Annotated in this window: 15 protein-coding genes and 3 tRNA genes; 12 read left to right on the top strand and 6 right to left on the bottom strand. The window is 71.1% G+C overall.

Going from position 1 to position 18,723, the window contains the following annotated elements:
• Positions 1–83 precede the first annotated feature (83 nt).
• The 3 genes from cutA to ACWGI2_RS12550 all read left to right on the top strand — a co-directional run bounded on the left by cutA (position 84) and on the right by ACWGI2_RS12550 (position 1,415).
• Positions 84–449 (top strand): divalent-cation tolerance protein CutA, encoded by a 366-nt coding sequence (gene cutA, locus ACWGI2_RS12560; RefSeq protein ID WP_453395424.1) that lies wholly within the window; start codon positions 84–86, stop codon positions 447–449.
• Positions 446–883, top strand: coding sequence for a gamma-glutamylcyclotransferase family protein (locus ACWGI2_RS12555; RefSeq protein WP_453395423.1), 438 nt, complete (start codon positions 446–448; stop codon positions 881–883). Before cutA ends, ACWGI2_RS12555 begins: the two co-directional genes overlap by 4 nt.
• 235 nt (positions 884–1,118) lie before the next feature.
• Positions 1,119–1,415: a DUF6355 family natural product biosynthesis protein gene (locus tag ACWGI2_RS12550; RefSeq protein WP_453395422.1), complete on the top strand. Its 297-nt coding sequence runs from the start codon at positions 1,119–1,121 to the stop codon at positions 1,413–1,415.
• 77 nt (positions 1,416–1,492) lie between these two features.
• On the opposite strand, the gene ACWGI2_RS12545 is transcribed toward ACWGI2_RS12550, so the two are convergent.
• A complete protein-coding gene (locus tag ACWGI2_RS12545) occupies positions 1,493–3,865 on the bottom strand; it encodes a molybdopterin-dependent oxidoreductase (RefSeq protein ID WP_453695191.1) in 2,373 nt (790 codons plus the stop codon).
• A gap of 209 nt (positions 3,866–4,074) precedes the next feature.
• Positions 4,075–4,770 carry a SanA/YdcF family protein gene (locus ACWGI2_RS12540; protein WP_453695189.1) on the bottom strand — a complete coding sequence of 232 codons (696 nt, stop codon included), beginning with the start codon at positions 4,768–4,770 and terminating at the stop codon, positions 4,075–4,077.
• A gap of 163 nt (positions 4,771–4,933) precedes the next feature.
• Here ACWGI2_RS12540 and ACWGI2_RS12535 point away from each other — a divergent pair, with 163 nt between their 5' ends.
• The 5 genes from ACWGI2_RS12535 (at position 4,934) to ACWGI2_RS12515 (ending at position 12,073) form a co-directional block, all read left to right on the top strand.
• Positions 4,934–5,839, top strand: coding sequence for a sirohydrochlorin chelatase (locus ACWGI2_RS12535; RefSeq protein WP_453695187.1), 906 nt, complete (start codon positions 4,934–4,936; stop codon positions 5,837–5,839).
• Between the two features lie 68 nt (positions 5,840–5,907).
• Complete coding sequence (locus tag ACWGI2_RS12530; protein WP_453695185.1) at positions 5,908–7,230, top strand: deoxyguanosinetriphosphate triphosphohydrolase; 1,323 nt, start codon at positions 5,908–5,910, stop codon at positions 7,228–7,230.
• Between the two features lie 144 nt (positions 7,231–7,374).
• A complete protein-coding gene (locus ACWGI2_RS12525) occupies positions 7,375–8,637 on the top strand; it encodes an NAD(P)/FAD-dependent oxidoreductase (protein ID WP_453695183.1) in 1,263 nt (420 codons plus the stop codon).
• 44 nt (positions 8,638–8,681) lie between these two features.
• Positions 8,682–10,589, top strand: coding sequence for a DNA primase (gene dnaG / locus ACWGI2_RS12520; protein WP_453695181.1), 1,908 nt, complete (start codon positions 8,682–8,684; stop codon positions 10,587–10,589).
• Between the two features lie 152 nt (positions 10,590–10,741).
• Positions 10,742–12,073 (top strand): sigma-70 family RNA polymerase sigma factor, encoded by a 1,332-nt coding sequence (locus ACWGI2_RS12515; protein WP_453395415.1) that lies wholly within the window; start codon positions 10,742–10,744, stop codon positions 12,071–12,073.
• 7 nt (positions 12,074–12,080) lie between these two features.
• Here the strand turns inward: ACWGI2_RS12515 and ACWGI2_RS12510 are convergent, their stop codons facing one another.
• The 4 genes from ACWGI2_RS12510 to ACWGI2_RS12495 form a co-directional block, all read right to left on the bottom strand.
• Positions 12,081–14,003, bottom strand: a complete 1,923-nt coding sequence (locus ACWGI2_RS12510) for an ABC transporter ATP-binding protein (RefSeq protein ID WP_453695179.1) — start codon at positions 14,001–14,003, stop codon at positions 12,081–12,083.
• Positions 14,003–15,736, bottom strand: coding sequence for an ABC transporter ATP-binding protein (locus ACWGI2_RS12505; RefSeq protein ID WP_453695177.1), 1,734 nt, complete (start codon positions 15,734–15,736; stop codon positions 14,003–14,005). Before ACWGI2_RS12505 ends, ACWGI2_RS12510 begins: the two co-directional genes overlap by 1 nt.
• 178 nt (positions 15,737–15,914) lie before the next feature.
• Positions 15,915–17,351: a xylulokinase gene (locus tag ACWGI2_RS12500; RefSeq protein WP_453695175.1), complete on the bottom strand. Its 1,437-nt coding sequence runs from the start codon at positions 17,349–17,351 to the stop codon at positions 15,915–15,917.
• 62 nt (positions 17,352–17,413) lie between these two features.
• Positions 17,414–17,716, bottom strand: coding sequence for a YtxH domain-containing protein (locus tag ACWGI2_RS12495; protein WP_453395411.1), 303 nt, complete (start codon positions 17,714–17,716; stop codon positions 17,414–17,416).
• 178 nt (positions 17,717–17,894) lie between these two features.
• Between ACWGI2_RS12495 and ACWGI2_RS12490 the strand changes: the two genes are divergently transcribed.
• The 4 genes from ACWGI2_RS12490 (at position 17,895) to ACWGI2_RS12475 (ending at position 18,721) form a co-directional block, all read left to right on the top strand.
• Positions 17,895–17,967, top strand: a tRNA-Asn gene (locus tag ACWGI2_RS12490).
• Positions 17,968–17,972: 5 nt separating this feature from the next.
• Positions 17,973–18,045: transfer RNA gene (locus ACWGI2_RS12485), tRNA-Asn, on the top strand.
• Positions 18,046–18,221: 176 nt separating this feature from the next.
• Positions 18,222–18,295, top strand: a tRNA-Ile gene (locus tag ACWGI2_RS12480).
• 192 nt (positions 18,296–18,487) lie between these two features.
• Entirely contained in the window at positions 18,488–18,721 is a 234-nt protein-coding gene (locus tag ACWGI2_RS12475) for a hypothetical protein (protein WP_453395410.1), read from the top strand.
• Positions 18,722–18,723: the final 2 nt, after the last annotated feature.

The raw sequence follows: 18,723 nt of genomic DNA, 5'->3' as shown, positions 1-18,723 counted from the left end.
TGGCCCCTGCCGTGCCTGCTTGCCGGGTCTCCTTGCCATGCCTCCCTGCCCGGCGCGGCGGCCGGTGCGGCGAGAATCGGCGCATGATGTCGACGTACGCAACCGGATCAGGCCCGGGCCAGGCGGCGGTGCCCGCCGTGCTCGCCGTGCTCACCACGACCGACACCGCCAAGAAGGCGGAAGAGCTCGCGAGCGGCGCGGTGGCGGCGCGGGCCGCCGCCTGCGCGCAGATCGCCGGGCCCGTCGTCTCCGTGTACCGATGGGAGGGCGCCGTCGAGACCGCGCAGGAGTGGCAGGTGCTGTTCAAGACGACCGCCGCGCGGTACGAGGAGCTGGAGGCCTGGCTGACCGAGGCCCACGACTACGACACCCCCGAGATCATCGCGACGCCGGTCGTGCGGGGGAGCGCGGCGTATCTGGAATGGGTGGAGCGGGAGACGACCCCATGAGGCGGGAGAAGGACCGGCTGCCGTTCTTCGTGTACGGGACGCTGCGGCCGGGGGAGTCGAACCACGACGTCCACCTACGCGGCAGAGTCGGTGACGGGTCGCCCGCCCGGCTCTCGGGGGCGGTCCTCTATGAAGGGCCCGGCTATCCGTACCTGGTGGAGGAGCCCGAAGGCGGCCCGGTGCGCGGCGAGTTGATCACCGCGCTCCCGTCCGCGTACGACCGGCTCCTCGCCGATCTCGACGTACTGGAGGACTACGCGCCGGGCGACCCCCGCAATCTGTACGAGCGCGTCGTGCGCGAGGTGACCCTCCTGGACGGGACGGCGGCGCGCGCGTGGGTGTACGTGGCGGCGCCGCGGGTGGCGGCGAGGCTGCGCGCTTCGGGGGTGTTGATCGGGGGAGGGGACTGGGCGTCGTTCCGGGCGCATAGGTGAAGGCGTGGGTGTGAGGGGTGCGGCGCGGGCGTCGAGTCCCGGTCCATGGCGCGGATTTCGCAGCTCAAACGCCTACGTACGCGCTGAGCACTCGAACCGGTGGACTCAATCACCCGTGCGAGCGACGCACCCGAACCGCTTGATCGCGGAGGGTTGCCACTGTGCCACTCTCCGTGTGCACCAGTTGGTGCGTGAGTCGGTGCGTGAGCACCACGTCCTCAGCAGGAGTTGCCCCATGAGCCTTCGCCGTTCGCTTCCGGCCCTCGTCGGCGCCGTAGCCCTCACCCTCGGCCTCCCCGTGGCGGCAGCCGCGTCCGCGCACACCCCGACCGCCGTCATGAACCCCTGCGGGTTCTACGAGACCGGCAGCGACGCCTTCTACAACCACTGCACCGGCGACGGCTCGAACGTCGTCATCCACGTGCGGGTGGCCCTCGCCCCCGACTACGAGCGCTGTGTGGGCCCGGGCAAGCACTGGCTCGGTTCGGCGAGCAAGATCCAGGGCGCGCATTACGTCGGGCGTACCTGCTGATTCCCGTCGCGCTGACTTTCGTACGCGCATGACTGCGGGCCGGGGGTGGCACCCCCGGCCCGCAGTCGCGTCAGCCGCTACGAAGCCCGCTCCAACCGCACCGCGCACACCTTGAATTCCGGCATCCGCGACACGGGGTCAAGTGCCGGATTGGTGAGGGAGTTGGCCCGGCCCTCGCCCGGCCAGTGGAAGGGCATGAAGACGGTGTCGGAGCGGATCGCGCTCGTGATGCGCGCCGGGGCGACGGCCCGCCCCCTCCGCGAGACGACGGTCACCGGCTCGCCCTCCCCGACCTCAAGGCGCGCCGCGAGCCGTGGGTGCAGCTCCACGAAGGGGCCGGGAGCGGCGGAGTTGAGCTCGTCGACGCGGCGTGTCTGGGCCCCCGACTGGTACTGCGCGAGGACCCGCCCGGTGGTCAGGAGCACGGGATACTCCGCGTCCGGCTCCTCGGCGGCCCCCCGATGCGCCACCGGCACGAACCGAGCCCGCCCGTCCTCGGTGGCGAACCGGTCGAGAAAGAGGCGCGGGGTGCCGGGGTGCGGGGTGCCGGGGTGCTCGCCAGCGGCATCGGTCCCGCCATCACCCGCGGCCCGTTCCCGGCCGTCTGCGTCGTCACCCGCGGCCCGTTCCCGGCCGTCTGCGTCGTCACCCGCGGCCCGTTCCCGGCCGTCTGCGTCGTCACCCGCACCCCGTTCCCGGCCGTCTGCGTCGTCACCCGCGGCCCGTTCCCGGCCGTCTGCGTAGTCCTCCGCACCCCGTTCCCGGCCGTCTGCGTAGTCCTCCGCACCCCGCTCCCGGCCCTCTCCGCCGTCATCCGCACCCCCTTCCCCGCCCTCTTGCGTGGGGCAGGGCCAGAAAACTCCCTCCCCGTTCCCCTCCTTCAGGCGCGCGTACGAGATCCCCGAGTAGTCCGCCGCCCCGCCCGAGCTCGCCCTGCGCAGCTCATCGAAGACCTCCTCCGGGTCCGTCGGGAAGCCCTTCTCGTGGCCGAGGTGGGCGGCGAGGCCGTGGAGTACGTCCAGGTCGCTCCGTACGCCGGGAGGCGCACTCACCGCCCGGCGGCGCAGCAGTACCCGCCCCTCCAGGTTCGTCACCGTGCCCGTCTCCTCGGCCCACTGCGTCACCGGCAGGACGACATCGGCCAGTTGGGCCGTCTCGGAGAGCACGACGTCCGCCACCGCGAGGAAGTCGAGCGACCGCAGCCGTTCCTCCACGTGCGCGGCGCGCGGCGCCGAGACGACCGGGTTGGAGCCCATCAGGAGCAGCGCCTTGATGTCCCCGCCGAGCGCGTCGAGCAGCTCGTACGCGGAGCGCCCGGGGCCCGGCAGCGAGTCCGGGTCGACGCCCCACACCCCCGCCACATGCGCCCGCGCCGCGGGGTCCGTCAGCTTGCGGTAGCCGGGCAACTGGTCGGCCTTCTGGCCGTGTTCCCGTCCGCCCTGCCCGTTGCCCTGCCCGGTCAGGCAGCCGTACCCGGCGAGGGGGCGGCCCGCGTTGCCCGTCGCGAGGCAGAGGTTGATCCACGCGCCGACCGTGTCCGTCCCCTTGGACTGCTGCTCGGGCCCGCGCGCGGTGAGCACCATCCCGGCGTCGGCGTCGCAGAACATCCGCACCGCGTCCCGGAGTTGGGGCACCGGAACGCCGCTGATCCGCTCCACGTGCTCCGGCCAGTGCGCCATCGCCGCCGCCCGCGCCTCCTCCCAGCCGCTGGTCCGCTCCTCGATGAACGCCTCGTCCGTCCGCCCCTCGGCCACCACCAGGTGCAGCAGGCCGAGAGCGAGGGCGAGGTCGGTGCCGGGGCGCGGCGCCAGATGCAGGTCGGCCTGCTCGGCGGTGCGGGTCCTGCGCGGATCGATGACGATCAGCTTTCCGCCGTTCTCCTTCAGCTCCGTCAGATACCGCAGCGCGGGCGGCATCGTCTCGGCGAGGTTCGAGCCGACGAGGATCACACAGCCGGTGCGCGGGATGTCCTCCAGGGGGAACGGCAGACCGCGGTCGAGCCCGAAGGCCCGCTGCCCCGCCGCTGCCGCCGACGACATGCAGAACCGGCCGTTGTAGTCGATCTGCGACGTGCCGAGCGCCACCCGCGCGAACTTCCCCAGGGCGTACGCCTTCTCGTTGGTCAGACCCCCGCCGCCGAACACCCCGCACGCGTCCGCGCCATGCTCCCCGCGCGTGCGGGAAAGCCCTTCGGCGACGCGGGCGACCGCCTCCTCCCAGGTGGCCGGTTCGAGCCGGCCCGTGGCGTGGGATCGGATGAGTGGCTCGGTCAGGCGCACCCGGGAGGAGAGCACAGCGGGCGCCGTGCGGCCCTTGCCGCACAGCGCGCCCTTGTTCACGGGGAACTCGGGACGCTCCACGACCTCCACCCCGCCGGGGCCGGTGGCCAGGCCCATCCCGCATTGCAGCGCGCAGTACGGACAGTGGGTCGGTGTCGCCTTGGTGTGCATACGGTCCAGCGTCCGCCGGACGTGTTACGCGCCCCGACGCGATCGCGTTACACACGCGGTAAGCCGACCTCAGCAAGCCCCAAACCCCGCTGTGAGCCCCTTAAGGGGCGCGGGGAACTGCGCGAGGAAGTACCACGACCGGCACCCGGCGGACGAGCGGGACCAGGCAGACGCAACCCCGCACCCCGCTCAAGGCCCAGGGGCCAGGCTCAGCGAGGCGCAGCCAGGGCCCGGTCCACGCCGGTCTCGCGGGGGCCCAGGAACCGCGGATCCGGTCGAAACGCCGAGTCCAACGCCGCCTTGCCCGCCGCGAACAGCTCCCTCGCGCCGCCGTAGTACCAGGTCGCGTCGTGCTTGGCGTCGACCCCGACGCCGTACGACGAGACGCCCGCCGCGCGGCAGAGCGCGACGGCCCTGCGTATGTGGAAGCCCTGGCTGATCAGCACCGCCCGGTCGACGCCGAACACCTTCTTGGCGCGCACGCAGGAGTCCCAGGTGTCGAAGCCCGCGTAATCGCTGACGATCCGCCGTCCCGGCACACCGCGCTCGGTCAGATACGCGCGCATGGCGTCCGGCTCGTCGTAATCCACGCGGCTGTTGTCCCCGGTGACGAGGACGACCTCTATCCGCCCCGCCTCGTACAACTCGGCCGCCGCGTCCAGGCGGTGCGCGAGATACGGCGACGGCTCGCCCTCCCAGAGCCCGGCTCCGAAGACGACCGCGACCCGCGTGCGCGGCACGTCGGCCGTCGTGTGCAGCCGCCCTTCCGTCGTCACGAACAGCCACGTCGCGGGCAGCAGTGCCACCACGCACACGGCCATGAAGGCCTGCACGGCCCGCCGCTGCCCCCGCCGCGTGTGCGGCAGCCGCATCCACCCCGGACGCATCCACCCCGGACGCTCCATGCCGTTCCCCCGTGCGCCGATGCCGGATCCCCCCGATCCGATCACTGTCCACAACGGTAAGCGACCGCACTGACAACGCGACGGCACCGTCGGTGAGCCAGGCTGAAAGGACCCGTCACCGGCGCGCAACGCGACCGCAATACGCCGCGGCCATCCTCGGTCCATGACGCCGTCGAACCCGCTTCGCGATGAGTCCGGCAGCACCCCTCTCGAAAGTACGGCGCACATCATGGACCGAATCACCCGCCAGCTCGGCAGCCAGCTCGCCCTCGTGTCGCGCGACGGCAGGCGTCGCACGGCACCGGCGCCCGCACCAGTGCCCGCCCTCGTCGTGGTCGCCCACGGCAGCCGTGAGCCCCGCGCTCTCGCCACCGTCACGGCGCTCATCGAACGGGTCCGTAAGCTGAGGCCCGGGCTCACCGTGCGCCTGGGCCACATCGAGCTGAACGAGCCGCTGCTCACCGACACCCTCGCCGCGGCGACCGGCTCCGCGGTCCTCGTGCCGCTGCTGCTGAGCCGCGGCTACCACGTCAAGCACGACATCCCCGAGGCCGCCGCGGGCGCGCCCCACCTCGACACGCGGGTCGCCGCCCCCCTCGGCCCGCATCCCCTGCTCGTCGACGCGCTGCACGACCGGCTGGTCGAAGCGGGCTGGCCTGCCGGACTCGGCCAAGCCGGCCGGCGCACCGCCGGGGTGGTCCTCGCCGCCGCGGGCTCCCGAGACCCGGACTCCGCCACGGACACCCGCCGCACGGCGGACCTCCTCGCCCAGCGGCTCGGCGTACCGGTGGTTCCCGCGTACGCCTCGCCGACCGCGGCCTCCGCGCTCAGCGTGCCCGGAGCGGTACGTGCCCTCGCCGCCCGTGGCCGCCACCGCACCGCCGTGGCCTCGTACTTCACGGCGCCGGGCCGCTTCGCCACGCAGTGCGCCGACGCCGCCCCCTGGATCGCCGCCGCCCCGCTCGGCGCCCACCCGGCGATGGCCCGCCTCCTCCTGCACCGCTACGACCAGGCCCGCGCTGCCGCCCCCGCCACGCAGGTTCCGGCCCGTCAGCTGACCTCCGCCTGACCGTCGCCTGTCGGCCACGGAGGAGCCCTGAAGCCCCCTTTGTCACTGCTTGCGTTTACTGTCGGTGCATGGAAGGCACTGCACCGAACGCGTACGACGACGAGGCGGCCGAGGCTGCCTATGACAAGGGCGCCGTCGAGCGATGGGCCACCGAGCCGGACAAGAGGCCGGGGCGCACCGCCTTCCAGCGGGACCGCGCGCGCGTCCTGCACTCCTCCGCACTGCGCCGCCTCGCCGGCAAGACTCAGGTGGTCACCCCCGGCACGCGCAGCAACGAGGCGTGGGACGCCAGCGCCCGCACCCGCCTGACGCACTCCCTGGAGTGCGCCCAGGTCGGCCGCGAGCTCGGCGCCGCCCTCGGCTGCGACCCCGACCTGGTGGAGACGGCCTGCCTCTCCCACGACATGGGCCACCCGCCCTTCGGACACAACGGCGAGCAGGCGCTGAACGAAGTCGCGGAGAGCTGCGGCGGTTTCGAGGGCAACGCCCAGTCACTGCGCCTGCTCACCCGCATCGAACCGAAGCGCTTCGTAAGAAGTGAGCAGACGGACGAACTGGTCAGCGTGGGGCTCAATCTGACCCGCGCCGCCCTGGACGCCGCCACCAAGTACCCCTGGCCGCGCGGCGCTCACCCCACCGACCCCGATTCCCCCAAGTTCGGGGTCTACGAAGACGACCGGCCGGTCTTCGACTGGGTCCGCAAGGAGGCCCCGAGCCGCCGCATCTGCTTCGAGGCCCAGGTCATGGACTGGTCGGACGACGTGGCGTACTCGGTGCACGACATCGAGGACGGCCTGCACGCCGGGCACCTCGACCCGAACCTGCTGCACGCCGAGCCCGAGCGCCAGGACATCTTCGCCGTCGCCATCGGCCGCTACGTACCGGCGGACACTGACCCCGAAGAGCTCTCCGAAGCCCTCGACCGCCTCCTGGACCAGGAGTGGTGGCCGCATGGATACGACGGCTCGGCGATCGCCCAGGGCCGCCTGAAGGACGCCACGAGCCAGCTCATCGGCCACTTCTGCCTCGCCGCCGAGACCGCCACCCGCCTGCGGTACGGCAAGGGCCCCCTCACCCGGTACGCCGCCGAACTCGTCGTCCCGCGCGAGGCACGCCACGAGTGCGCGGTCCTCAAGGCCGTCGCCGACCGCTACGTGATGCAGCGCCCCGCCCAGGAGCGGCTGCGCGCGGATCAGCGGATCGTCGTCGCCGAGCTGGCCGAGGCGCTCACCGCGCGCGCCCCCGAAGGGCTCGACCCGCAGTTCCGCGCGCTCTACGACACCGCGCACGACGACCGCGCGGCACTGCGCGTCGTCGTCGACCAGATCGCGTCCCTCACGGACGCCGCCGCGCGTTCCCTGCACGCGCGGCTCACGGCGAGACAGCACTGACATGTATAGCCCTGACATATGCGGAATGACCCGATCGACCACGGGGCGTGACGAAAACTGGCCGGATCGGGTCCCAACCCCTTCCCCCATCACGCTCCGTGCGGGACGCTCCCCCCTGACGGCAAGGCTTTGAGGAGGCATCAAGTGGTCGACGCGGATCAGACGTTCGTCATTGTCGGAGGAGGTCTCGCGGGCGCGAAAGCGGCCGAGACACTCCGGTCCGAGGGCTTCACCGGCCGGGTGATCCTCATCGGCGACGAACGCGACCACCCGTACGAGCGCCCACCCCTGTCGAAGGGATATCTCCTGGGCAAGGAGGAGCGCGACAGCGTCTTCGTCCACGAACCCGCCTGGTACGCACAGTCGGACGTGGAGCTGCACCTCGGCCAGACCGTCGTCTCCATCGACCGCACGGCCAAGGCCGTCCACCTCGGTGACCGCGCCGTCATCCACTACGACAAACTCCTCCTGGCCACGGGCGCGGAGCCGCGCCGTCTCGACGTCCCCGGCACCGGCCTGGTGGGCGTGCACCACCTGCGCCGCCTCGCGCACGCCGACCGGCTGCGGCAGGTTCTCGCCAGTCTCGGCCGTGACAACGGCCACCTGGTGATCGCCGGAGCGGGCTGGATCGGCCTCGAGGTCGCCGCCGCCGCGCGGACGTACGGCGCGGAGGTCACCGTCGTCGAGCCCCAGCCCACCCCGCTGCACGCGGTCCTCGGCCCCGAGCTCGGCCAGATGTTCACCGACCTGCACGCCGAGCACGGCGTGCGCTTCCACTTCGGCGCCACGCTCACCGAGATCGCGGGGGAGGACGGCCTGGTCCTCGCCGCCCGCACGGACGACGGCGAGGAGCACCCCGCGCACGACGTGCTCGCCGCGATCGGCGCCGCGCCGCGCACCGCGCTCGCCGAGTCCGCGGGGCTCGAAATCGCCGACCGCGCGCACGGCGGCGGCGTCGTGGTCGACGCCTCCCTGCGGACCTCGGACCCGGACATCTTCGCGGCGGGCGACGTGGCCGCCGTCCAGCACCCGCTCTTCGACACGAGGCTGCGCGTGGAGCACTGGGCGAACGCCCTGAACGGCGGCCCGGCCGCGGCCCGCGCGATGCTCGGCAAGGACGTGGCGTACGACCGGGTGCCCTACTTCTTCTCGGACCAGTACGACGTGGGCCTGGAGTACTCGGGATGGGCGCCCCCGGGGACGTACGACCAGGTCGTGGTCCGAGGCGACGCGGGGAAGCGGGAGTTCGTCGCCTTCTGGCTGAGCGAGGGGCGGATCCTCGCCGGGATGAACGTAAATGTGTGGGACGTCACGGACACCATCCAGAAGCTGATCCGCATGGGCGCGCGGCCGCCCGCCGAGTCCCTCTCCGACCCGTCCGTCCCTCTGGAGTCGCTGCTCGGGTGACGGGGCAGGGCGGGAGTGTCGGAGCAGGGCCGTAGTATTCCAACGTGGCAGGCAGGATCAATGACGAGGACGTGAAGGCGGTTCGGGACGCGGTCCCGATCGACGCCGTGGTCTCCGACTACCTCCAGCTGCGGAACGCGGGCGGAGGCAACCTCAAGGGCCTGTGCCCCTTCCACGACGAGAAGTCACCGTCCTTCCAGGTCAGCCCCAGCAAGGGTCTCTTCCACTGCTTCGGCTGCCAGGAAGGCGGCGACACGATCGCCTTCGTGATGAAGATCGACCACCTCACCTTCTCGGAGACGGTCGAGCGCCTCGCCGCCCAGGCGGGCATCACCCTGCGGTACGAGGAGGGTGGGTACAACCCCTCCAGCCAGCGCGGCGAGCGCATCCGGCTCGTCGAGGCCCACAAGATCGCCGCGCAGTTCTACGTCGACCAGCTGGAGAGCCCCGAGGCCGAGATCGGCCGCAAGTTCCTGGCCGAGCGCGGCTTCGACCAGGCCGCCGCCGCGCACTTCGGCGTCGGTTACAGCCCCGCGGGCTGGGACCACCTCACCCGGTTCCTGCGCGGCAAGGGCTTCACCGACAAGGAGCTCATCCTCTCCGGCATCTCCCAGGAGGGCCGCCGCGGCCCCATCGACCGCTTCCGCGGCCGCCTGATGTGGCCGATCCGCGACATCAGCGGCGAGGTCGTCGGCTTCGGCGCGCGCAAGCTGCGCGACGACGACAACGGCCCCAAGTACCTCAACACCCCTGAGACGCCGATCTACAAGAAGGGCCAGGTGCTCTACGGCGTCGACCTCGCCAAGAAGGAGATCGCCAAGACCTCCCGCGCGGTCGTCGTCGAGGGGTACACCGACGTCATGGCCTGCCACCTCGCCGGTGTCACCACGGCCATCGCGACCTGCGGCACCGCGTTCGGCGGCGACCACATCAAGATCCTGCGCCGCCTCCTGATGGACAACGGCTCCGCGCGCGTGATCTTCACCTTCGACGGCGACGCGGCGGGCCAGAAGGCCGCCCTGCGCGCCTTCGAGGACGACCAGAAGTTCGCCGCCGAGACGTACATCGCCATCGCGCCCGAGGGCATGGACCCCTGCGAGCTGCGCCTGGCCAAAGGGGACGGAGCGGTCGCCGACCTCGTCGAACCCCGCACGCCGCTCTTCGAGTTCGCGCTGCGCCAGATCGTCGGCCGGTACGACCTGGAGACCCCCGCGGGCCGCGCCGCCGCCCTGGACGAGGCGGCGCCCGTCGTCGCCCGCATCAAGAACAGCGGCGCGCAGCACGAAGTGGCCGTCCAGCTCGCCGGGATGCTCGGCATCCTGGACACCCAGTTCGTGGTCAAGCGCGTGGCCCAGCTGGCGCGTTGGGCCCGCGACCGGGGCGGCAGGGGCCCGGCCCCGCAACAGCAGCGCACGCACCAGCACCAGCAGTACGCGGCCACGGCGCCGTCCGCGCCCTCCGGCCCCGCGCTCACCCTGCGCAGCCCCGCCCACCGCACCGAGCGCGAGCTGCTCAAACTGGCCCTGCAACGCCCGGAGCTGGTCTCCCCGGCCTTCGACGCGTACGGCGTGGACGAGTTCACCGCGCCGCCGTACGCGGCGGTGCGCCAGTGCGTCGAGGAGGCGGGCGGCGCCGAGGCGGGCATCGCCGAGCCGCAGGCCTACCTCGCCCGCGTCCTGGACGCGGCGCCGGACGACACGGTCCGCGCCATGGTCACGGAGCTTGCCGTCGAGGCGATCCTGCGCAAGACGGTGGACGAGATCTATGCGGGCCAGCAGCTGGTCGAGGTCCGGCTGCGCGCCGTCGACCGCCGCGTCCGCGACGTCCAGGGCAGCCTGGCCCGCCTGAGCGCACAGGGCGACTCCGCGCAACTGAGGGCTGTCCAGAACGAGTTGTGGGTCCTCCAGCAGTACGGCAGGGCACTGCGCGAACGCGGCGCCGACGCACTCTGAGCCCGCCCCCGGCCCTCGTCCGGGGCCGGACCCGGGGTTCACATGGCGGCCGATGGTTACCCGGCGGGTAACCACACGGTCACGCACCGGACTCAAAAAGTCACCGCACGCCCCTCGTGGCGGCCGTGTGTCGTACCCCACACTGGGTTGCGGTGCCTGAGTCCTCGGAGCGCGGCCGGCCCGCAGACAGCGGATGCGGATCCGGTACACCCGCGATTCCACACATCGTGTTCGGGACGGACAGCGGCGAGGCCGTCGAAGCCGATCCCGCTGTACCGCTGCCGCACGCCTCAGCAGCGATCATCATGGAGGTCGCCCCCGTGCAGACCCAGACCCTCAGTCAGACCGAGACCGCCCTCGCAGCGGCAGCGGAAGCAGAGGCTGCGGCGGATACGGACGTCATCGCGGCCGTGCCGTCGCAGAGCCGCGCCGCACGGCACCCGGAGGCGGGTCCCGAAGGTCCAGGGGCGGAAGCGGCCCCCGAGCCCCCGGACGCCCCGGAGGCGCTCGAACCGGACAGCGGTGAGCTGCCCCTGCCGCCGCCCGCCTCCCGCGGCCGCGCCGACACCGGCGGCCCCTCATCCGACCTGTTCCGGCAGTATCTGCGCGAGATCGGCCGGATCCCCCTGCTCACGGCGGCCGAGGAAGTGGAGCTCGCCCGCGGGGTCGAGGCCGGTCTGTTCGCCGAGGAGAAGCTGCGCCTCGCCACCGACCTGGACTCACAACTCGCCCTCGACCTCGACAAGTTGGTCGTCATGGGCCGGATGGCCAAGCGCCGCCTGATCGAGGCCAACCTCCGCCTCGTCGTCTCCGTCGCCAAGCGGTACGTAGGCCGCGGACTGACCATGCTCGACCTCGTCCAGGAGGGAAACCTGGGCCTGATCAGGGCAGTCGAGAAGTTCGACTACGCACGCGGCTACAAATTCTCCACGTACGCGACCTGGTGGATCCGCCAGGCGATGTCGCGGGCCCTCGCCGACCAGGCCCGCACCATCCGCGTCCCCGTACACGTCGTGGAGCTCATCAACCGCGTCGTCCGCGTCCAGCGCCGCATGCTCCAGGAGCGGGGGTACGAACCCACCCCCGAGGAGGTCGGCGCGCACCTCGACCTGCCGCACGAGCGGGTCAGCGAAGTCCTGCGCCTGGCCCAGGAACCGGTGTCGCTGCACGCGCCCGTGGGCGAGGAGGACGACGTCGCGCTCGGCGACCTCATCGAGGACGGCGACGCGACGAGCCCCGTCGAGTCGGCGGCCTTCCTGCTCCTGCGCGAGCACCTGGAGGCGGTCCTCTCCACGCTCGGCGAGCGCGAACGCAAGGTCGTCCAGCTGCGCTACGGCCTCGCGGACGGCAGGCCCCGCACCCTGGAGGAGATAGGACGGATCTTCGGCGTGACACGCGAACGCATCCGCCAGATCGAGTCCAAGACCCTCAACAAGCTGCGGGACCACGCCTTCGCGGACCAGCTCAGGGGCTACCTCGACTGAACCGGGGTCAGTCGACCTCGGCCACCGCCTGTGCGAACTGCGCGGCGTACAACCGGGCATACGCCCCGTCCGCCGCCAGCAACGCGTCATGCGTGCCCTGCTCCACGATCGCCCCGTCCTCCATCACCAGGATGGTGTCCGCGTCGCGGATCGTGGACAGCCGGTGCGCGATGACGAACGAGGTCCGCCCGTGGGCGAGCCGCGCCATCGCCTTCTGGATGAGCACCTCCGTACGGGTGTCGACCGAGCTCGTCGCCTCGTCGAGGACGAGGATCACCGGGTCGGACAGGAACGCACGCGCGATCGTGATCAGCTGCTTCTCGCCCGCGCTCACCCCCGTGCCCTCGTCGTCGATCACCGTGTCGTAGCCGTCGGGCAGCGTGCGGCAGAAGCGGTCCGCGTGAGCGGCCCGCGCCGCCTCCTCGATCTCCTCGCGGGTGACGTCCTTGGCCGCCCCGTACGCGATGTTCTCCGCGATCGTGCCGCCGAACAGCCAGGTGTCCTGGAGCACCATGCCGATGCCGGACCGCAGTTCGTCGCGCGACATCTTCGCGATGTCGACGCCGTCGAGCGTGATGCGCCCGCCGGTGACCTCGTAGAACCGCATCAGCAGATTGACCAGCGTGGTCTTGCCCGCGCCTGTCGGTCCGACGATGGCCACCGTGTGGCCCGGCTCGACCTTCAGGGACAGGTCCTCGATGAGCGGCTTGTCCTTCTCGTAGCGGAAGGACACCTCCTCCATCTCGACCCGGCCGCGCAGCTGGTCGGGACGCGCGCCCGGCACCGGGTCGGTCTCCTGCTCCTCCGCGTCGAGCAGCTCGAAGACCCGCTCGGCGGACGCGACACCGGACTGCACCAGGTTCGCCATCGAGGCGACCTGCGTCAGCGGCATCGAGAACTGCCGCGAGTACTGGATGAAGGCCTGCACGTCACCGATCGAAAGCGCGCCGGACGCGACCCTGAGGCCGCCCACCACGGCCACGAGCACGTAGTTGAGGTTCGACATGAAGAACATCAGCGGCTGCATGGCCCCGCTGTTGAACTGCGCCTTGAACCCGGCCTCGTACAGCGCGTCGTTCTGCTCGGCGAACGCCTTCGCCGACTCCTCCTGGCGCCCGAAGACCTTCACCAGGTTGTGCCCGGTGTACATCTCCTCGATGTGCGCGTTGAGCTTGCCGGTGGACTTCCACTGCTGCACGAACTGCGGCTGCGACCGCTTGCCGACCTTCGTCGCCACGAAGAACGACAGCGGCACGGTGACAAGCGCCACCAGGGCGAGCAGCGGCGAGACGTAGAACATCATGATCAGTACGCCGACGATGGTGAGCAGCGAGTTCACCAGCTGGCCCATGGTCTGCTGGAGGGTCTGCCCGATGTTGTCGAGGTCGTTCGTCGCCCGGCTGAGCACCTCACCGCGCTGCCGCTTGTCGAAGTACGACAACGGAAGCCGCGACAGCTTCTCCTGTACGTCGCCGCGCATCCGGAAGACGGTCTTGTTGATGGCGTGGTTGGAAAGACGCGTCGCCACCGCCATCAGCAGACCCGCGATCAGGAACACGCCGAGCGCGAGCAGCAGCACCTCGCCGACGGCCCCGAAGTCGATGCCCTCGCCCGGCGTGAAGTCGACGCCGGTCAGCATGTCCGCCATGCCGCCGTCGCCCTTGTCGCGCAGGCCCTCGATGGCCTGCTCCTTGGTGACGCCGGCCGGCATGTCACGCCCGACGATGCCCGCGAAGAGCAGGTCGGTCGCCTTGCCGAGGATCTTCGGGCCGAGCACGGTGAGCGCCACGCTGAGCACTCCGGCGGCGAGCATCCCGTACATCGTCGCGCGCTCGGGCCTGAACTGCGCGAGGAGCCGCTTGCCGGACCCCTTGAAGTCCATCGACCGGGAGTCCGGCCCCATCATCTGTTGTCCGCCCGGACCGGCCATTACGCGGCCTCCGCTTCCGTCAGCTGGGAGAGCACGATCTCCCGGTAGGTCTCATTGCTCTCCATCAGCTCGTGATGGCGTCCCGTCCCCACGACTCGCCCCTCGTCGAGGACGATGATGCGGTCGGCGTCCCTGATCGTCGAGACGCGCTGGGCGACGATCACGACGGTCGCCTCCGCGGTCTCGCGGCCGAGCGCGGCGCGCAGGGCGGCGTCGGTCGCGTAGTCGAGGGCCGAGAAGGAGTCGTCGAAGAGGTAGATCTCGGGGCGCTGTACGAGCGTCCGCGCGATCGCGAGGCGCTGGCGCTGACCGCCGGAGACGTTCGTGCCGCCCTGCGAGATGGGCGCGTTCAGGCCCTCCTCCAGGCTCTCGACGAAGCCCTTCGCCTGGGCGACCTCAAGGGCGTGCCAGAGCTCCTCGTCCGTCGCGTCCGGGTTCCCGTAGCGGAGGTTGGTGGCGACCGTGCCGGCGAAGAGGTACGGCTTCTGCGGCACCAGGCCCACGGTCCGCGCGAGCAGCCCGGGTTCGATGGTGTGCACGGGCACGTCGTCCACCAGGACCTCGCCCTCGGTGGTGTCGATGAGCCGCGGCACGAGGCTGAGCAGCGTCGACTTGCCGCTGCCGGTCGAGCCGATCACGGCGGTCGTCTCGCCGGGCCGCGCGACCAGGTCGACGGCCTTCAGGACGGGCTCCTCGGCGCCGGGGTAGCGGAAGCCCGCGTCGCGGATCTCCAGGTGGCCGTGGCGCCTCAACTCCCGTACGGGGGAGGCCGGGGGCACCACGCTGCTCTCGGTGTCCAGGACCTCCTCGATGCGCTCGGCGCAGACCTCGGCGCGCGGCACCATCATGAACATGAAGGTGGCCATCATCACGGACATCACGATCTGCATCAGATACGCGAGGAACGCGGTGAGCGCCCCGATCTGCATGCCGCCGCTGTCGATGCGGTGCGCGCCGAACCACACCACGGCGATCGAGGAGATGTTCACGACGGTCATGACGATCGGGAACATCAGGGCGAGCAGCTTGCCTGTGCCGAGCGACACCTCGGTCAGCTCGGCGTTGGCCTTCCGGAAGCGGTCCTTCTCGTAGTCGTCGCGGACGAAGGCGCGGATGACGCGGTTGCCGGTGATCTGCTCGCGCAGCACGCGGTTCACGGTGTCCAGGCGCACCTGCATGGTGCGGAAGAGCGGACGCAGCCGCTTCACGATGAGGCTCACGCAGATCGCGAGGACGGGCACGACCGCGATCAGGACACCCGAGAGCGGTACGTCGAGGCCGAGGGCCATGACGATGCCGCCGACGCACATGATCGGCGCCGACACCATCAGCGTGAACGACATCAGGACCAGCATCTGCACCTGCTGGACGTCGTTCGTGGTCCTGGTGATCAGCGACGGCGCGCCGAACTGCCCCAACTCCCGGGCGGAGAACGACTGCACGCGGTCGAAGACGGCGGCACGGACGTCGCGGCCGAGCGCGGCCGCGGTGCGGGCGCCGTAGTAGACGGCCCCCACATTGCAGACCACCTGGGCGACGGTGACGGCGATCATGATGCCGCCGAACGACAGGATGTAGCCCGTGTCGCCCTTCACGACGCCCTTGTCGATGATGTCGGCGTTGAGCGTGGGCAGATAGAGAGAGGCGCAGGTCTGCAGGAACTGCAACAGCACTAGCAGGGCGATGGGCTTCTTGTACGGGCCCAGGTGGGCCCGCAGGAGTCGTATGAGCACGGGGTCTCTTCGAGAGGCGTGGGCGGGGGTTCTGGCGTGGGCGCCCCTATCCTCCGGTACTGCACCGGGGTGCGTACAACCGATTAAGTCATGACCCAGTAAAAAAATAGTCCGGGTCAAGAACTTGGCGATTTTCCTGCGGGTCCGTTGTGGCTGGTCGCGCAGTTCCCCGCGCCCCTTACGGGACGCTGTTGAATGCCCCCGGATGTGCCTGTTCCCGCACCGTTCGGTACTGCTGGCGTACCGCCTGGCCCACTGCGTGTTCCTCGCCCGGCTCGAAGATCTGCGCCGCCGCCCCCTGCCAGTACGGCAGTTGGCCGTTCAGTGCCCAGGCCGCCTGCCGCGCCGCGCCGATCGCCGCGTAGTCCGCGGGCTGCGGCACCACGACCTGCGTACCGAACAACATCGGCGCCGCCGCCTGCACCGCGGGCAGCTCGGCCGCCGCACCGAGCAGGAAGACCCGGCGCACCTCCACACCACGGCCACGCAGCACGTCGAGCGCGTCCCCGAGCCCGCACAGCATGCCCTCGAAGGCCGCCCGCGCCAGATGCTCGGGCCGCATCGACTCACGCCGCAGCCCGGTGAGGGTGCCCGCCGCGTGCGGCAGATTCGGAGTTTTCTCGCCCTCCAGATACGGCAGCAGTACGAGCCCGTGCGCACCCGGCGTCGACTTCATGGCCAGCTCCGAGAGTCCTTCGAGGTCGGCCACCCCGAGCATCTCCGCCGCGCCCCGCAGCACCCGCACGGCGTTCAGCGTGTGCACCACCGGCAGATGCATGCCGGTGGCGTCCGCGAGCGAGGTGATGATCCCGCTCGCGTCGACCAGGGCCTCGTGGTGCACGGCCATCACGGACCCCGAAGCCCCCAACGACACGACCGCGTCGCCCTGTTGGACCCCGAGCCCGAACGCCGCCGCCATCGTCTCGCCCGTACCCGCCGAGATCAGCAGCCCTTCGGGCGTCGTCCCCGCCGCCTCCGCGGGGCCGATCACCTCGGGCAGCATCGCCTGGTGGCCGAGCGCGAGCTCCACGAGATCGGGGCGGTACGAACCCGTCGCCGCCGACCAGTAGCCGGTCCCGGAGGCCCCGCCCCGGTCGCTCGTGCGGCGCGCGGGCCGCCCGAGCAGCTGCCACACCAGCCAGTCGTGCGCCTGCATGAGGGAGGCCACGCGCTGCGCCGACTCCGGCTCGTTCTTCGCCAGCCAGCGCAGCTTCGTCACGGGGTGCGCCGCCTGCGGGACGCATCCGACGGCCTGCGCCCAGGCCTCGCGGCTGCCGAGCCCGTCGATCAGGTCGGCGGCTGCGACCTGCGCCCGCCGGTCGTTGCCGACGAGCGCGGGCCGCACGGTGTTGCCGTGCTGGTCCAGGGGGATGACCGCGTTCTGCTGCGCGGAGACGCCGATGGCCTGTACGCCTTCCAGCAGCCCGCCCCCGGCTGCCTCGCCGAGCGAGAGCAGCCACGCCTGCGGATCCACGTCCGACGGACGGCCGCCTCCGTCGGGGCCCTCCGTCGGATGCGGGGCATAGCCCTGCTTGAGTACGGCGCCCGTGTCCGCGTCACAGACCACGATGCGCGTGAAATCGGGCGAACTGTCCAACCCTGCGACTATCCCCATGTCAGGAATTCTGCCGCACCGCGCGACGTGTCCCGTACCTCAGCTCCCAGGAGGAGCCCCGGCTACGTATTACTGGTGCCCCAGTCGTCCTCGGCGCCGCTCTGCCCGCGCTCGCGCAGCGACCGCACCCGGTCGGCCACCGAGTCGGGGACCCGGTCCCCGACCTTCTCGGACACGGTGTGGAAGGCCTTGCCCGCCACGTCGCGGCCCTGCTGCGTCGCGGACTCCACGGTGTTGCGCACGGCGGGGTTCTGCGCGAACTCGCGGGCGGACTTCTTCAGCTTCTCGTAGCGCTCGCGGCCTGCCCGGGTACCGAGCACGTACCCGAGAGCCACTCCCGCGACGAATGTGAGCCGGTAGCGCATGGCTGCCACCCTTCCCTTGCGTCGGCATCGATCGTCTGTTCGCTCGTCTGCTGCCCTGTGTGGGCGGTGGGGATACCGATTGGCGGAGCACCCCCCTGCTTGCGCTAATGTATGTGTCGCAGCGACCGCCCGCCGCCTGGAGAGTTCCCAGGTAGCTGCGTTCGATGCAACGAGACGATCCCCTGTAGCTCAATTGGCAGAGCAGCCGGCTGTTAACCGGCAGGTTACTGGTTCGAGTCCAGTCGGGGGAGCTCGGTCTCCTGTAGCTCAATTGGCAGAGCAGCCGGCTGTTAACCGGCAGGTTACTGGTTCGAGTCCAGTCGGGAGAGCTGTGAGGAAGGGCCCCTGAGTTTGCCCTCAGGGGCCCTTTTTCGTGCCTGGTGGAACCATGCGGGCAGCACTGAGGTCCTCATGGTCGAGCGATGCCGACCATCCGAAGCAGGAGATCGTATGAGCGGCTATGCTGCGGCAGACGGCGCGCACAAATGTGCGCGACGCGCCGTTAGGGGCGGTAGCTCAGCCGGTTAGAGCAGCGGACTCATAATCCGTCGGCCGTGGGTTCGAGTCCCACCCGCCCCACCGAAGCGCTGGGGCGCAGGAACGATTCCACCTGCGTCAGCAGCGCAAACCTCCCCCGTTCTTCTCTGTGAAGTGACGCGCGGGTGAGCTTCAGGCCCGCGATCCGGGGCAGCAGGGGCTCATGAAGATATTGATCCTCCTGGTGGTCATCGGCCTCGCCGCGGCTTGGTACCTGCAATCGCGGAAGCGCCGTTGAGCGCGCACGCCGGATCCACGGCAGCCGCGCCGGTGGCCGTGCATCCGCCGTCAGGCACCGGAGGCCGGCGGGTGACGGTCCGCGGGCAGATACTCGGCCTCGCGCACTCGGACGCGGACGTGGTCGAGTTCCTGCGTCTGGCGGGTCTCCCGGACGCGGAGGGGCTCCTCGACGATCCCGCGTGGGTGAGATGGCGCGGCGGGCGGGCGCACCACTACGAAGCGGCGTAGAC

The organism is Streptomyces sp. NPDC054866 (assembly GCF_053610745.1).
The sequence above is the reverse complement of the archived record's forward strand: the minus strand, read 5'-3'. Positions and strand labels throughout refer to the sequence as shown.